This window comes from Propionibacterium sp. oral taxon 192 str. F0372 (assembly GCF_000413315.1).
Classification (GTDB): domain Bacteria; phylum Actinomycetota; class Actinomycetes; order Propionibacteriales; family Propionibacteriaceae; genus Brooklawnia.
Map to the genome: position 1 here is coordinate 277237 of NZ_KE340297.1, position 15379 is coordinate 292615.

Annotated in this window: 13 protein-coding genes, 3 tRNA genes and 2 pseudogenes; 5 read left to right on the plus strand and 13 right to left on the minus strand. The window is 61.8% G+C overall.

Going from position 1 to position 15379, the window contains the following annotated elements:
* Positions 1 to 179: 179 nt before the first annotated feature.
* The 3 genes from HMPREF1531_RS01325 to HMPREF1531_RS01335 all read left to right on the plus strand — a co-directional run bounded on the left by HMPREF1531_RS01325 (position 180) and on the right by HMPREF1531_RS01335 (position 1834).
* Positions 180 to 255, plus strand: a tRNA-Glu gene (locus HMPREF1531_RS01325).
* 188 nt (positions 256 to 443) lie between these two features.
* Positions 444 to 1340 (plus strand): ABC transporter substrate-binding protein, encoded by an 897-nt coding sequence (locus HMPREF1531_RS01330; protein WP_016668086.1) that lies wholly within the window; start codon positions 444 to 446, stop codon positions 1338 to 1340.
* Complete coding sequence (locus HMPREF1531_RS01335) at positions 1337 to 1834, plus strand: DinB family protein (RefSeq protein WP_016668087.1); 498 nt, start codon at positions 1337 to 1339, stop codon at positions 1832 to 1834. Before HMPREF1531_RS01330 ends, HMPREF1531_RS01335 begins: the two co-directional genes overlap by 4 nt.
* Positions 1835 to 1914: 80 nt before the next feature.
* On the opposite strand, the gene HMPREF1531_RS01340 is transcribed toward HMPREF1531_RS01335, so the two are convergent.
* Both HMPREF1531_RS01340 and HMPREF1531_RS01345 read right to left on the minus strand, forming a co-directional pair.
* Positions 1915 to 2934 (minus strand): proline-rich domain-containing protein, encoded by a 1020-nt coding sequence (locus tag HMPREF1531_RS01340; protein ID WP_016668088.1) that lies wholly within the window; start codon positions 2932 to 2934, stop codon positions 1915 to 1917.
* The gene (locus HMPREF1531_RS01345; RefSeq protein WP_198010958.1) at positions 2931 to 3998 is read right to left on the minus strand and encodes a PrsW family glutamic-type intramembrane protease; all 1068 of its coding nucleotides are present in this window, start codon (positions 3996 to 3998) and stop codon (positions 2931 to 2933) included. The genes HMPREF1531_RS01340 and HMPREF1531_RS01345 overlap by 4 nt, the downstream gene beginning before the upstream one ends.
* Before the next feature lie 444 nt (positions 3999 to 4442).
* Between HMPREF1531_RS01345 and HMPREF1531_RS01350 the strand changes: the two genes are divergently transcribed.
* Both HMPREF1531_RS01350 and HMPREF1531_RS01355 read left to right on the plus strand, forming a co-directional pair.
* A tRNA-Asp gene (locus HMPREF1531_RS01350) sits at positions 4443 to 4519 on the plus strand.
* 1 nt (position 4520) lies between these two features.
* Positions 4521 to 4597 (plus strand) — tRNA-Phe (locus tag HMPREF1531_RS01355).
* A gap of 453 nt (positions 4598 to 5050) precedes the next feature.
* On the opposite strand, the gene HMPREF1531_RS01360 is transcribed toward HMPREF1531_RS01355, so the two are convergent.
* The 11 genes and pseudogenes from HMPREF1531_RS01360 to HMPREF1531_RS01410 all read right to left on the minus strand — a co-directional run bounded on the left by HMPREF1531_RS01360 (position 5051) and on the right by HMPREF1531_RS01410 (position 15141).
* Entirely contained in the window at positions 5051 to 6031 is a 981-nt protein-coding gene (locus HMPREF1531_RS01360; RefSeq protein ID WP_156860127.1) for an alpha/beta hydrolase, read from the minus strand.
* Positions 6012 to 6233, minus strand: coding sequence for a DUF3073 domain-containing protein (locus tag HMPREF1531_RS01365; protein ID WP_016668091.1), 222 nt, complete (start codon positions 6231 to 6233; stop codon positions 6012 to 6014). Before HMPREF1531_RS01365 ends, HMPREF1531_RS01360 begins: the two co-directional genes overlap by 20 nt.
* Before the next feature lie 137 nt (positions 6234 to 6370).
* Positions 6371 to 7420, minus strand: a complete 1050-nt coding sequence (purM, locus tag HMPREF1531_RS01370) for a phosphoribosylformylglycinamidine cyclo-ligase (RefSeq protein WP_016668092.1) — start codon at positions 7418 to 7420, stop codon at positions 6371 to 6373.
* 16 nt (positions 7421 to 7436) lie between these two features.
* Positions 7437 to 7595 (minus strand): annotated as a pseudogene (locus HMPREF1531_RS01375) (amidophosphoribosyltransferase); the annotation flags it as partial.
* 80 nt (positions 7596 to 7675) lie between these two features.
* Positions 7676 to 8206, minus strand: coding sequence for a hypothetical protein (locus HMPREF1531_RS14040; RefSeq protein WP_016668094.1), 531 nt, complete (start codon positions 8204 to 8206; stop codon positions 7676 to 7678).
* A 117-nt stretch (positions 8207 to 8323) separates the two neighbouring features.
* Positions 8324 to 9871: an amino acid permease gene (locus HMPREF1531_RS01385; protein ID WP_016668095.1), complete on the minus strand. Its 1548-nt coding sequence runs from the start codon at positions 9869 to 9871 to the stop codon at positions 8324 to 8326.
* A gap of 13 nt (positions 9872 to 9884) precedes the next feature.
* Positions 9885 to 11276, minus strand: a complete 1392-nt coding sequence (locus tag HMPREF1531_RS01390; RefSeq protein WP_016668096.1) for a glutamate decarboxylase — start codon at positions 11274 to 11276, stop codon at positions 9885 to 9887.
* A 162-nt stretch (positions 11277 to 11438) separates the two neighbouring features.
* Positions 11439 to 11669, minus strand: a pseudogene (locus HMPREF1531_RS01395) (AIR synthase related protein); the annotation flags it as partial.
* Entirely contained in the window at positions 11666 to 13108 is a 1443-nt protein-coding gene (gene purF, locus HMPREF1531_RS01400) for an amidophosphoribosyltransferase (protein ID WP_036896940.1), read from the minus strand. The pseudogene HMPREF1531_RS01395 and the gene purF, both read right to left, overlap by 4 nt.
* Before the next feature lie 39 nt (positions 13109 to 13147).
* The gene (locus tag HMPREF1531_RS01405) at positions 13148 to 13573 is read right to left on the minus strand and encodes a hypothetical protein (RefSeq protein WP_016668099.1); all 426 of its coding nucleotides are present in this window, start codon (positions 13571 to 13573) and stop codon (positions 13148 to 13150) included.
* A gap of 95 nt (positions 13574 to 13668) precedes the next feature.
* Positions 13669 to 15141, minus strand: coding sequence for an Nramp family divalent metal transporter (locus tag HMPREF1531_RS01410; RefSeq protein WP_016668100.1), 1473 nt, complete (start codon positions 15139 to 15141; stop codon positions 13669 to 13671).
* Between the last annotated feature and the right edge of the window lie 238 nt (positions 15142 to 15379).

Here is a 15379-nt window from a genome sequence, read left to right on the forward strand (position 1 = left end):
GGGGCAGGGATGGGTGCACTCCCTGCCCCGGTTTATTCACACCCACCAAGCCCCGAAAGTACGCAACGGCGGTCATCGTATCTTCCCTGGCACCGGACCCGAATAGCACCAGCCGCCGGAAACAAGCAGGGTTGATCTGATTGGTGCACCCGGTAGGGGTCCGCTACCATGAGCTTCGCGTCCCCATCGTCTAGCGGCCTAGGACACCGCCCTTTCAAGGCGGCAGCGCGGGTTCGAATCCCGTTGGGGATACCAGAGATCAGGGGTTGGCTGGCAAGCCAACCCCTGCATCGTTTTTCCCCACGAGCACTCTGAGCCAACACCCCGTACAGGACAGCGCACTAGTCACCGAGCGAGGCGACACACTTTTCCCGTAGCGAACAAGACCTCTTGGCGCCCCTCTGCGCAGCATAGGGTGGAAAAACCCTACCGAGGAGAACACCATGAGAATCCTCCGAGTTTTGGCCGCGGCATCCGTCGTCGCGGCGCTCACCCTGACAGCCTGCGGTTCGGCCGAGGACCAGGCACCCGGCAGTGACTCCACCACCTTGGCCGTCGGATCGCAGGCCTACTACTCCAATGAAATCATCGCCGAGATCTACGCCCAGGCCCTCGAAGCCAAGGGATACGAGATCTCCCGCGAATTCCGGATCGGCCAGCGCGAGGCTTACCTGCCCGAGCTGGAATCCGGCTCGGTCGACATCATGCCCGAGTACACCGGCAATTTGCTGCAGTATCTCGACCCGCAGTCCACCGCCACCACCGCCGAGGAGATCCAGACCGCACTCGGTCAAGCCCTTCCCGCAACCTTGACCGCCCTCACCCCGGCACAGGCCACCGACCAAGATTCCTACACGGTCACCCGGACTACCGCCGAGCAGTACCAGTTGACTTCCATCGCAGACTTGACCAGGCTCCCCGCGCCCGTGGCGGTAGCCGGGAATTACGAACTGGAGACCCGCCCTTATGGAATCCCGGGACTGAAATCTGTTTATGGCGTCGACGCGAAACTCTCCCCGGTTGATGACTCCGGGTCCACGCTGACCGTCAAGGCCTTGGTCGACGGGCAGGTGCAGGTGGCCAATATTTACACCGCATCCCCCGCGATCAAGGCGAACGATTTGGTCACGTTGGAAGATCCCCAGTCGATGATCTTGCCCCAGCAGGTGATGCCGATCGTTTCGTCCAAGGTTGACGAAAAGGCCCGCGAGACCTTGAACGAGATCAGCGCTCAGTTGTCCACTACCGAGCTCGTCAATCTGAACGATCGCAGCGTCAACCAACAACTGTCTCCCGGAGTCATTGCCGGGGACTGGCTCAGAAGCAAAGGACTGGCATGATTCCGCACCTCGAGTTGATCGCCGATGGTTTCAACCGGCTGGCCACCGAGTTGCCGACCTTGCTGGAGGGCCTCACCACCGAACAGTTGATGTGGCAGCCCTCCCCCACCGCAAACCACATCGCCTGGCTGGCCTGGCACATCGCCCGCGACGAGGATGCCCAAATGGCGGTGATCACTCACCGTACCGAGGTCTACCTTGATGGCTGGGTCGAGCGGTTCGCACTGCCCTATGAGCCCACCGAGATGGGTTATGGCCAGACCATCGAACAGGTTCGCGCTTTCACCCCACCCACCGTCGAACTGCTCGTCGACCACTACTTGGCGGTGGCCGCTCGGACCTCGGAGATCCTGTCGTCACTGAGCACCGGAGATCTCATCTCGATCATTGATGACCCCTATCGGGTCACCGTGGCCACCCGGCTGGTCTCCATCTTGAACGATGGTCACCAGCATCTCGGCCAGGTCGCCTATCTGCGTGGATTGCTTGGCTGAATTACGCCGAGGAATCTACACACAACACACGACGGGTGGTGAGATGATCCCACCACCCGTCGTGTGTTTGTCGTGTTGGCTCAACCGAGCAGCGAGTCAACCATCGATTGGGAGGTTTGCGCCCAGTCCTCTACGAGGGCCTCCCCGCGGGGATCTCCCGCATCCAGCATCAGGGTACACAGGACAAACACGCTGTCGGAACGTCTGACACCAATCAGCGAGACCAAGATGATCTTGGAAGACCCCGATCCGCTAGCGTACACGCCCGATACTCCGCCCACTGCGGCATTACCGGTAGAGGTCGTGGTGATCTCCTCGACATCCATGTAGGTAGGGTTCTGGATCTGCGCGCCCTGCTCCTTCAGGTAAGCGCCCATCAACGAGACTGCGTCATCGCCTGATTGACCCTCCGCAGCCTGGAGCGTCATCTTCGCCGATTTGTCCTCGTTCAGTACAACGACAGCCTGCTTGCTGTCGTACCTCTTCTCGACCGTCCATCCAGATGGCAGGGTCGCGGTGATTCCCTCCCACAACTCAACCTTCTGGCTCCCAGTAGGTGGTTTGCTCGGTGATGTGGGGGACGGGGACGACGACGGGCCCTTGGATGGACTCCGTGAAGGATCCGACGACGGGTCCTTAGATGGACCTCGCGAAGGATCCGCGGACGACGATGAGGAGGAACTCGACGGGGTCGGCAGCGGATCTTTGTCCCCACCGCGGCCGAAGATGGCCCAGCCGATCACACCGATAATCAGCAGGGTAACGAGCCCGATTACACCGAAGGTGACAGCATTCTTGTTCGACTTGCGAACAGGACCCGACGGCGGCATTCCACCCGGCATCGATGGACCGGAGAACTCTACCTGCCCCGGGGGGCCTCCCCACTGCTGGCCAGCCTGCGGGGCCTGAGGACCTTGCCCAGGCCGCTGCTGTCCCGGCTGCGATTGCTGGTTCCGAGGTGGCGTCAATCCTGGGGAGCCCCCTTGCGGGAGACCCTGCGAGTAACCGCCCTGCGGAACCTGGCCCGGGGAACCTCCCCACTGCTGGCCAGCCTGCGGCTGGCGGCCCCACTGGGGCTGGTTCGGTTGCTGGTTGCTCATGACTGCTCCTGTTCGCCCGTGGGACCGTCTTGTGGTGCGGATGTCTCCTCGACCGTCACCTTCTCCGGCGCGGGTGTTTCTGCCGTGCCCTGCACCGCGCCGACACCCAGGCCGCAGCTTGAACAGAAGCTCGCTTGGTACAGCAGGGGCATCTCACAGGCCGCACAGAACTGGAGCTCGCCCTCGGCTCCAATCCCACCTTCACGAGCGGCTGCCTCCAAAGCAGCCTCCATGAGGCCGGTGTGCAGCGCATTACGCGCCAACAAGGTCAGGCCGAATAGCACAGCACCGCCGACGAGCAGGGCCAGCACCAGCCCGGTGGCCGGATTGGCGACATGGCTGGCCAGGAAGGTGCCGAGGCTGAACACCGCGACGGCAGCAATGGCGATGCCCACTCCGCGTGCATAACGGGAGGTAAAGCCGTCGTAACCGGCGCCAAGCCCGGAAAATTCCGCTCCGGCAACGCCGGATGCAGTTCCGTAGACAATCGGCTTGCAGAAGCCGTGCAGCACCAGCAGGGCGATCATCTGCAACGAATCCACCCCGTTGGGCCCGGCGAAACCAATCTGCAGCATTGACCAGTAGAGCACAACAGTTTCTGCCGAGGCGTAGGCGACGCCGGCGATAACGCCGAAGGTGAACCCGTCCATCAGGTCGTCGAACGCTGGACGCGAGGCCAGCACAATCGGGCCAATCTGGCGAATCACCTCGCCGACGACCGGGACAAGCAGCACCGTGATAAGCAGCCCCGGAATATCCAGGACGCTGCCCTCAAGGGTCGGGGTGACGATACCTTGATTGCCCCGCAGCATGACAGACAGCACGGTCCATCCCGCACCAAGCAGGAAGGTGAGGACGAAAGCCAGCATGACAACCGGAACGGGTTCGTCCTCCCACATATTCACGTCGTAGAGGTAAACGATGTAGACCAGCGGGACGGCGAAGGCCGCCACCGACAAAGCGAGAGGCGCAGCACCGAGGGCTGCGCTGACGACCATGATGAGCAGAGCAGCCACCAAGACGAACTGGTAGGTGCTCGGGTGACCAACGATGCCTTTTGGCATGATCGTCCCTACCGGTGCGAAGGTTGTGACAGCTTGATCAGGTCGGGCGGCGTAGGAACGCCGACGGGTAGCATCCGAGCCCATAACGTCACCACCGCAGCGGTAGCAATAGTGCGACGCCGGAGGCACTTCGGTGTGGCAACGCGAACAGCCCACGTCTTTCTCCTGTCTGATCGGAACCTCTGCCCGACCGATAGTTGACCCTAGACAGAATCGGGGTCATCTGAAGCCCCATCCCCCACCGTCGTTGGTCCGCCCGGCGACAATCGTGGACGGCTCAGGAGATACCCCAATCCTCCCCGCCACCATTCGGACGCTGGCAGGCCTCCGCCGAACACCCCGACGCATTCCATTCTTACAAGGCGATTCACCCTATTTTGCTTTTCTTACGAGCTTCACGCTATGCTTTTCGAGCTGTCTAAGGAGGATAGCGGTAAGGCACCTGGCCCCGTAGCGCAGTTGGTTAGCGCGCCGCCCTGTCACGGCGGAGGTCGCGGGTTCGAGTCCCGTCGGGGTCGCCACGGCCAGGTAGCTCAGTTGGTAGCAGCGTTCGCCTGAAAAGTGAAAGGTCGGCGGTTCGACCCCGCCCCTGGCCACCATGGGTTCGTTCGTCTGCAACTCTTCAAAGAGCGTCCGTCACGGTGTTGTCCTGGGTTGTCTTGATTCTGCCGTCCATCCGACCAACTTCATAGCAGGCAAGGGTGGCACGAATGCTCGCGATCGAGATGCGATGCTCGGTCTAGACCCGCGATGCACCCGGTCGGATCGGAGCTCTCGGCATTGTCACGAAACAACCTCCGCATGGCATCGATCGCATCCGGTACTGCCACCTGCCGTTGAACGGGAGTGCCTCCTGCGGTTTAGAATTGACTTCTGCCGGATGAATTTTTACCTCCGGTGTCGAGCCGCCGCCCCTGAAATCTTCCGCTTTTCATGAAGTGGAATGCCTGAAAACCGAGCACTCCACTCCCGTCTCTCAGCCATCGAGGCAGAATCATGCTCCTTCGCAATGCTCTGCTCCAGTGCTGCCTGCCGGGTGGCTACACCGGGACTCAGTCGACGTAGGCCGCAACCCAGCGGCGCATCTCCTCATAGACCTCGGTGCGCACCGGCTCGGGTGACAGGATCATGTCGTGCAGCGCGCCGGGTATCCGGATGATCGTCACGTGGTTACCCAGCCGCCATGACACCGCACCCAAACGCTCAACGTCCAAGACGATATCGTTCTCCCAAGCCGCCGATGACCACTCCGCCAGGTCCACCTGGGAGGATGCACTCATCATCGACAGGATCGGGGTGTTGATACCGAGCCCGGAAGCCACTTTTGCCTGTCCTGCCATGATCGCCCTACCCCACCCGAACCGCACCACGAAGGCCGGATTCGATTTGTAGTCGAGGTCGTAGTCCCATTCACCATCCATCGCCGAACTGATCGACCGGGCATAGAACTGCTTGCCGGAAGCCTGCAGGGCAGTGGTGGGGCTGACCGAGGCCATCGACTTGACCAGCGGAGTCAGCGTTTTCATCAGGGAACTACGAGCATTCATATCGAGCCACGGCGAATTCAGCACCAGCCCGTTCAACGCGAAATCTGTGTGCGCTGCCCACAGGGACAGGATCAGTCCACCAGTGGAGTGCCCGGACAAGGTCACCCGGTCGTGTCCTTCAGCAAGAACCAGCCCGAATGCTTCGTCGATCTCCGCCTGGTAGTCCCGCAGCGAGGAGATGTATCCCGCATACAGACCCCGTCGCAAGTTGCGGCCATAGCGACGCAGATCAAGAGCGTAGAAGTCGAAACCGATGGACTCCCAGAAATCGGCCAAGTCGGTCTGGAAGAAGTAGTCGTTCCAGCCATGGATGTACAGAACCGCACGCCCGTGGCACGGCTCACCGCGCCGGACCAAGGTTGCAGTGATGTCGACCTGGGGCTCACCATCGGCACGCTCCGCCCCTTCAATCACCCACGTCCGGGACTGGTACCCTTCGATCAGTCGATCAGGACCCCAGCCGGGATCATCGGCCCTCGTCCTCATCGTCGTAGGCGACATCAGCATCCTCCGCGTAGCGGGCAGCCAGATCTGCGTATTGGTCGGGGATGTCGTCGTAGCGGTCGTCCTCATGGACGGACTGACCTTGAAGTTCTCTTTCCAGTGAGGCGAAATCCGTGGTCACCGAGCGATACTTCAGATCGCGGGCTACCTTCGTCTGCTTCGCCTTTGCACGGCCGCGCCCCATATGGGTCGACCCCCTCGCTCTGTCCCTCGCGGCAGTGCCGCGGCATGATGAATGAAAAATGTCGTGGGTACAGGCTACCCAATGGTGGGCACCCCTGCCAAAGATGCCCGCCCTGTGGTTGTGAATCTTCCCAAGAATCAGTCCTGGTACTCGCCCACCATTTCGACCCGGTGCTCTGTGGCCCCGAGCGCCTCACCGCAGACCCAGCTCGGAACCCCCCTGGCACCCAGTAGTTCCACCACCACATCGGCGTCTTGCGGGGCAACCATCGCCACCATGCCAACCCCCATGTTCAGAGTCGCCTCGATATCGTTTTGGCTCACCCTGCCGAGGCCGGCAACCATCCGGTAGACCGCAGCCGGCGCCCACGTCGATCGATCAATGCGCACGGTCACCTCGTCGGGAATTACCCGGGCCAAGTTGCTGGCTAGCCCGCCCCCGGTGATGTGACTCATCGCGTGGACTTCGGTGGCCCGGATCGCGGCCAGCGCATCGACGGCATAGACCCGGGTGGGGGTGAGCAGTTCCTCCCCCAAGGTTTGCGCGAATTCTGCAACATGTGTTTCCAGCCCCACGCCTGCATTCGCGAACACCCTTCTGACCAAGGAGTACCCGTTCGAGTGCAGTCCAGAAGCCTCCATGGCAACCGCAACGTCGCCGGGGCGCACCAGATGGGCTCCAAGTATCCGATCGGCTTCCACCACCCCGACGGTTGCCCCGGCCATGTCAAACTCGTCGGGTTCCATCAGCCCGGGGTGTTCTGCCGTCTCGCCGCCGATGAGCGCGGTACCGGATGCGGCACAGGCAGCTGCAATACCCTCGACGATGGCTGCAATCCGCTTAGGGATGACCTTGCCACATGCGATGTAGTCGGTGAGGAACAAGGGCTCGGCACCGCACACGACGAGATCGTCGACCAGCATGCCCACCAAATCCCAGCCAACGGTGTTGTGAATGCCGAGCGCCTGAGCAATGGCCACCTTGGTGCCCACCCCGTCGGTGGATGTGGCCAGCACCGGCCTTTCGTAGGCCTTCAAGGCCGAGGCGTCGAAAAGTCCGGCGAAGCCACCGATCCCACCCATCACCTCGGGACGCCGGGTGGATGCCACATGGGCTTTCATCAACTCGACGGCCCGGCCACCGGCCTCAATGTCGACTCCGGCGCGGGCATAGGCCGATTCACTCATGTGTCCTCCTGGTCAATACGGTGATCCGCTCGCCGTCGCCAACGGCCATGCCCGCAGATTCCTGGCCACGGTGCTGCAGGGCAAACAACCCGTAGTAGGTGAGCTTGGAGACGACCTCGCCCGGTGCGTATACACCGAAGACGCCGCACTCCTCGTGAGGACCGTCATCGGGCATGCAGGAAATCACACAGCAATCCTAAGCCACCAGCAACGATCAAAGATTCTCCTCCATTCGGAATCGGCCTGGGGGCATCGCTACCCGCTCCGAACAATGCCGCTCACTAGTAGCAGTACCCTCATCACCGGGTGCATCTGATAGCGCTTCGGCAGGAACTTGGCATCGGTGTAGAACATCGCGATGGCCCACAAACCAATCGACAACACCCCACCGATCAGCGATCCAAAGGAGACTAGGGTCTCAAATTTGAGACCGGTCCACACCAAGATCACCCCGCCACCGGAATAGATACACGCAACGAGCAACCGTAACTTAAACCAATCCATGGTACGGACCATGCGGATAGCGGGAGCGAAGCATTCGTAGAAGGTGTGGGCATACATCACGGTGCCCGAACAACAGAGGCAAGCTCCTCGGGTGTCGGTCCACACGGCCAGGGCAGTCGGACCGTTGCCATGCTCGCGGCCTCGGGAGGGGCGGCCCGGCGCAGAGTGAGGCTCGCGGGGGTGGGCCCGACGAACCACGTGACCGAGTGGGTGGAGATTGAACCTCTCGGGGCCGGTGAATGCGTCTAGGAGGATGACCAAGGCCCCGGACGCAGTCAGCATCACGGCCAGGGCGACTGGCGGTGAAGATCGGAAATTACAAGGCGAAGGAGAGCGTGAGGGGAGGACGACGACGGCTGAGGCGCGTAAGCCAGGCAGCTCCGCAGCCTCATTCAGCGCTCACTGCGCGTTGACAAGGACATTCTCGGCCGTCTCACGCTCCTCCTCCGGTCGCAGGTCCCAGGCGGGCTTGCGCAGCGCGTAGAACACGAGCGGTGGTGCCCCGAGCAGGAAGACGACGACGGCGACGACGAGAGGGTAGCTAACGGCGCTGAGTCCGGTGAACCCGGACGGCCGCACGAAGGCCATGACGAAAGCGGCGGCCGAGGCCCCGAGCCCGACGCTGGCCGTCAACTTGATGGCGGGTGCCCGGTAGCTGCGGCGAACCTCAGGGTGGATCCGACGCAGGCGCAGGGCCGAGGCGAACATGAGGACGTACATGATGAGGTAGAGCGCCGTCGCCATGTCGACTAGCGTTACGAAGGCCGTGTTGCCGTTGGGGATGATGATGAAGAGCAGCGCCAAGACGGTGACGATCGTGCCCTGCACCATGAGGATGCCGACCTGGACCCCTGCCTTGTTCCTGTACTGGAGCGCCGGGGGCAGGAGCCCGGAGCGCGCCGCCGCCAGGAGACCTCGGGATGGACCGGCGATCCACGTGACGACAGAGGCGAAGGCGCCGAGGGCGATGAGAAGAGAGATGACAGACGTCGCCCAGCCGAGGTGCCAGTGCGTGAAGAACTGGTCGAAGGCGAGATTGATGCCGTTGATGACGCCCAGCTTGGAGCTGGGGACGGCGACGGCGATGGCGACCGTCGGGAGGATGAAGACCCCGAGGATGAGCAGCGTAGAAACCAGCATGACCTTGGGGAAGCCCCGGCCAGGGTCCTTGAGGTCATTGGCGTGCACAGCGTTGACCTCCATGCCCGCGTAGGCGAGGACGTTGGAGACCACGAGGACGATCGAGGCGACGCCCGTCCACGCGGGCAGGACGGCGCTGCCAGAGAGGGAGGTCTGGGAATGCTGGCCCGTGGCGAGCCAGACGGCGCCAAGAATGATGAGGAGAAGACCTGGAAACAGCGTGCCGATGAGGCCACTCCAGGATCCAACCTTGGCGAAGAGGCTGCCGCCGCGCAAGCTGATGAGGGTGGAGCCCCAGTACAGGACGATGATGACGACAGCGGTATAGAGGCCGCTGGAGGAAAGCTGACCGTCAACAACGTAGGACAGGCTCACGGCGATGAAGGCGATCTGCGTCGGGTACCAGACGACATTTTGGATCCACTGGAGCCAAATCGCCAAGAACCCCCAGCGCTGGCCGAAGGCCTCGCTGACCCAGACGTAGATGCCACCCTTCCAGCCGGTGGCAAGCTCGGCGGCGACGAGTGCCGTCGGGAGAAGGAAGAGGACCGCTGGCACCACGAACAGGAAGACCGAGGCGAGCCCGTACCCGGCCATTGCCGGGAGCGAGCGGAGCGAGGCCACGGCCACGACCGTGAGCATCGCCAGCTGAAAGACGGACATGTGGGTTCGTGGCCCCACGGCAGGTGCACCGATCGCCGGTCCGGTGTGACCCTTGGGGGTGCGCTCGCGCGGGTGCCCGAAGGGGTGGGGGGCGACGTGCTCCGGTGAGGGGGCGACGGTTCCGTCAGCACGATAGTGAGTCATGCGCTAGGCCTCCTCAGTGGTGGAAGCCGGCGCCGGCGCTCGGCGAGGGGAGCGGCCCGTCGAGGGAGTCAAGGTAGGCGACCTCGGCGCGCAGGTCCTCAAGGAAATCCTCGGCGAGGTCGTGACTGAAACCGTTGCGCACGACGATGCGCTGGACGGTGAGGTCGGTGAGGTCGTCAGGCATGGGGTAGGCGGGAACGAGCCAGCCCTTGGTGCGCAGACGCTCCCCAAGGTGGTAGAGGTTCCAGTTGCTCGTGTGCCCCTTCTTGAGCCGCCAGGCGAAGACGGGGATGTCGGTGCCGTCGTTCCAGAGCTCGAAGGCGTCCATCTTCGCGATCTCACTCGAGAGGTAGGTGGCGACGTCCTGGCTGTTCTGCTGGACACGTCGGTAGCCCTCGAAGCCGAGCCGGAGGAAAAGATAGTACTGGAGCAGAACCTGGGCGCCTGGGCGGGAGAAATTGAGGGCGAAGGTGGGCATGTCACCGCCGAGGTAAGACACCTTGAAGATGAGGTCCTCGGGCAGGTCCTCCTCGGTGCGCCACACGACCCAGCCCAGACCGGGGTAGACGAGCCCGTACTTGTGGCCGGAGGTGTTGATGGATGCGACGCGCTCGACGCGGAAGTCCCACTCAAGATCGGGCTGGATGAAGGGCGCGATCATGGCTCCGGATGCGCCGTCGACGTGGATCTTGATGTCGAGGCCGGTGCTCTCCTGGATGCGATCGAGGGCCTCGGCGATCTGCTTGACTGGCTCATACATGCCCGTGTAGGTCACGCCGAGGATGGCGACGACACCGATGGTGTTCTCGTCGACGTAGTCCTCGAGACGGTAGCCATCGAGAACCTTGTGATCCTCGCTGATGGGCACGTAGCGAGCCTCGACATCCCAGTAGTTGCAGAACTTCTCCCAGCAGACCTGAACGGCGCTGGACATGACAAGGTTGGGCTTGTCGGTCGGCTTGCCGACGGCGCGGCGCGCCTGCTGCCAGCGGCGCTTGAGGGCGAGGCCGCCGAGCATGGCCGCCTCGGAGGAACCGATGGTCGAGGTGCCGATGGTGCCCTCGGGACTGGGGGCATGCCAGAGGTCGGCGAGCATCGTCCAGCAGCGGGTCTCAATCTCCGCAGTCTTGGGGTACTCGTCCTTGTCGATCATGTTCTTGTCGGCGGCCTCGAGGTAGAGGCGCTGGGCATGGTCGTCCATCCACGTGCCGACGAAGGTGGCGAGGTTGAGGCGGGCGTTCCCGTCGAGCATCGCCTCGTCGTGGACGATCTGGTAGGCCGTCTCCGGTAGTGACTCCTCCTCGGGAAGCCGGGTCTTGGGGAGGGCGGTCGCCTCACCGGGGCGGGCGAAGATCGGATTGAGCTCGATCGAATTCGGATCGGAGGGCTGGTTCTCGGGAGTCATTGTGTGCTTCCTTTCAGTAGCTTCACAGATCGACTTGAGGGGCAACCTTGTCAGGCCCGCCACAGCTAGTTTGGCAGGCGTCCCCGATAAAACGAAGCGTTACTTTGCGAAAGTACTCTTCATTGCTCACCAACAGATCGATCCGTGGTTCGAGCGAGGACCGCATACTGACACCAGGTCATGACACGTGACTTGTAGTCGGTTAGGAAACAAGGGCTCGGCGCCGCACACGACGAGATCGTCGACCAGCATGCCCACCAAATCCCAGCCAACGGTGTTGTGAATACCGAGCGCCTGGGCGATGGCCACCTTGGTGCCCACCCCGTCGGTGGATGTGGCCCGGCCACCGGCCTCAATGTCGACTCCGGCGCGGGCATAGGCCGATTCACTCATGTGTCGTCTTGGTCAATGCCGAGCGTGGTAGCTACCTTCTCGGGTATCCGGATCGGGTACTTACCGTCGAAACACGCCGAGCACAACACCTGGGCCGATAAGCCGACGGCCTCCTGCAAACCGGTTAAGGAGATATAGCCCAAGGAGTCGGCGCCGATCGCCTGGCAGATCTGTTCGATGCTCATCCCGGGAGCGATCAGCTCGGCCCGGGTGGCAAAGTCAAGACCGTAGAAACAGGGCCATTCCACCGGCGGGGATGCAATCCGGACGTGCACCTCGGCCGCCCCCGCCTCGCGCAGCATGCGGATCAGCGAGCGGGTGGTGTTACCGCGCACGATCGAGTCGTCGATCACCACCAGGCGTTTGCCTTCGATGACCTCACGCAGCGGGTTCAGTTTCAGCCGGATGCCCAACTGACGAATCGTCTGGGTCGGTTGGATGAAGGTACGGCCCACGTAGTTGTTCTTGACCAGGCCCAGCCCGAAACGAATGCCCGACTCGTGGGCATACCCCAAAGCCGAGGGAGTGCCCGAATCGGGTACCGGGATCACCAGGTCGGCGTTGATCGGGTGCTCAACGGCAAGCCTGCGTCCGATTCGTTCCCGGGCCGCTTGCACCGATTTTCCTGCGATGACTGTGTCAGGGCGGGCAACGTAGACATATTCGAATAGGCAGCCCTTGGGGGTAGGCTCGGCGAAACGCCGTGAATGCACTCCGGCCTCGTCGATCGTGATGAGTTCTCCCGGTTCCACCTCACGCACGAACACCGCACCGACGATGTCTAGGGCAGCCGTCTCGGAGGCAACCACCCAGCCATGCTCCAAGCGACCGAGCACCAAGGGACGCACCCCATGCGAATCGCGGGCACAAAACAGCGAGTTCTCCGTCATGAAGACCAATGAGAACGCCCCAACGAGTTTTGGCAGCACCTCAACAGCGATCGAAGTGATGGAGCGACCGGGGTCGTGGTAGCCGATCGCGGCCATCAACGCGATGATCAAGGCGGTGTCGTTGGAGGAGTCCATCCGCAGTTTGCGCGGCACCTCGGAGTCTCCCGAGACGGCCATGACCAGCCGTTCCAACTCGTCGGTATTCGTCAGATTACCGTTGTGAGCCAAGGCCAGCGACCCGCCGGCCACCTCCCGGAAGGTTGGCTGGGCATTCACCCATTCCGAGGAGCCAGTAGTCGAGTAACGAGTGTGCCCCACCGCAAGATGACCGGTCAAAGAGTTGAGGGTGGCTTCGTTGTACACCTGGGAGACCAGCCCCATGTCCTTGAAGACAGTGATCCGCTCGCCGTCACCAACGGCCATGCCCGCAGATTCCTGGCCACGGTGCTGCAGGGCAAACAACCCGTAGTAGGTGAGCTTGGAGACGACCTCGCCCGGTGCGTATACACCGAAGACGCCGCACTCCTCGTGAGGACCGTCATCGGGCATGCAGGAAATCACACGGCAATCCTAAGCCACCAGCAGCGATCAGAGATTCTCCTCCAGCAGCTGCACCGCCTTGGCGTTTCGCCAAAACAGCCAACCGGCCCCAGCAGCAAACGGGCAGATGCCCAGCCCCAAGGCGATGTTGCCGAAAACGACAAGGACGAAGGCTACGGCCCCGGATAACAGGATGAACAGGCCACGAGTGAGCTTCATTCTGCTGCGGTACTCGACGAGGGAACCCTCGAGTTCAGCACGCAGGGCCGCGGTCTCGGCATCATTCGGAATCGGCTTGGGGGCATCGCTACCCGCCCCGATGCCCCTTCGGCGTCCCTGCGCGACCGCCTTCCAGACGTAGAGCACTCCAACCCCGGCGACGACCCCGCCGACAAACAGATTGTGCCGGGAGAAGAAACCGGCCGAGATCACCATGCACGACAGCGCGGTGATCAAGTTGACGGCATTCCTCATGGTTTCCTCCGTTTGCAGTTGGTGTGCGGTACGCGGTTCACCACCCCACACACCAACCCGGCAGATTGCTCAATATCATCCGGATAACCCGACGATCAGAAGACACCGAAGAACTGCAAAGTGGCGACAACACCCATGGCGGTCATGACAATGCCGCTCACTAGTAGCAGTACCCTCATCACCGGGTGCATCTGATAGCGCTTCGGCAGGAACTTGGCATCGGTGTAGAACATCGCGATGGCCCACAAACCAATCGACAACACCCCACCGATCAGCGATCCAAAGGAGACTAGGGTCTCAAATTTGAGACCGGTCCACACCAAGATCACCCCGCCACCGGAATAGATACACGCAACGAGCAACCGTAACTTAAACCAATCCATGGTACGGACCATGCGGATAGCGGGAGCGAAGCATTCGTAGAAGGTGTGGGCATACATCACGGTGCCCGAGGCCTGCATCGAGCCAAAGAAAGCAGCCCAAACTGCCAACTTATAGAAGTACACCAGAGCCGGGGTGATCTGAGAGAAGAAAGAAGCCTGGTTCTGCATGATGGCGTCGTTGTCGGGCAGTGCCTGCAGTCCATCAGCACCCAAGATCACATTTCCCAGAATCATGAAGGCCGCAGAGAAAACAAAAACAGCAACGAAGGAAACTACGGTATCGAAGACCGGAGCCCGGTTCCAGGTCTTGACCTCGACGGCGTTCTCCTCGGAAACATCCATGGGGATACGCTCCCCGGCCTTGAGAGTGATTAGCTTCGCACGCAGTTCCTCAAGGTCAGGGGTACCCAACATGCCCCATTTCTTCTCGTTGTACATGCCAATGTAACCGATGTAGTCATAGGTGCCACCGCCGATAGCGCCCAAGTAGGAGATGATCTCCAAGGAGATCGGTTTGGCCGCCACCTTGGGGTATTTCTCCTGCACCCAGGCTTGGTAACCGTCGGGGATCGACGGGACCAGGCCGCGCAGCACATCAAGGAAGTCTGGGTTACATACGACCACGGCAATGAGCACGAACAGCACCATGGTGGCCACAACCACGGTCTGGAATCCCTCAATGTACTTGTAAGCCCCAATGAACAGGGAGGAGAAGGCGAGCAGGATCCAAAACGTCGCCCACACCTTGGGGTATCCGAAGCCGAAGGTCCACACACTCCACTGTCCTAGGAAGGATGCGAAACCACCACACCAGGAGGGGAAGGAAACCACGGCGAAGACGCCCAGCAAAACTGGGAACCAGTTCTTTGGCCCCGGCAACACCTGGCCGAAGCGGGCGAAGGGTGATTCGCCGGTCAAGGTGATGTAGCGAGTTCCGGAGTAGACCACCACTCCCTTGAGCATCGCACAGGCCAGGAAGGTCCATAACAAGGTATAGCCAAAGATGGCCCCACCCCTGGAGGAGAAGAACAACTCACCAGAACCGATCGAGGCCGAGGCCATGATCAGGCCCGGGCCGAGGTACTTGAACATACCCGCCTTGGAGCGAAGGCTCTGCGGGGCCTTGGGGATCACCAGGGAACCCGGCACTTCAGCCCTGGTTTCATCAACCGGGGTGTTGCTCATCGACATACCTTTCGCGTTTCATCAGATCCGATACCGCCATGGTGTCGGCAGACTGCGGGCACGCCACCGTCAGCATCGACGGGATCGGGGCGTGTACACGCTGTTGTCGGGCGACACACTACGCCCACGGCAACTGCTCGTCCATGCTGGCGGCCTTGTTGCCCGGGAATGGCAACCGCATTCGGGGCGTATCCCCGGCCGATACCATGGTGGCGATTTGAGCCACAACCGTTTTGAA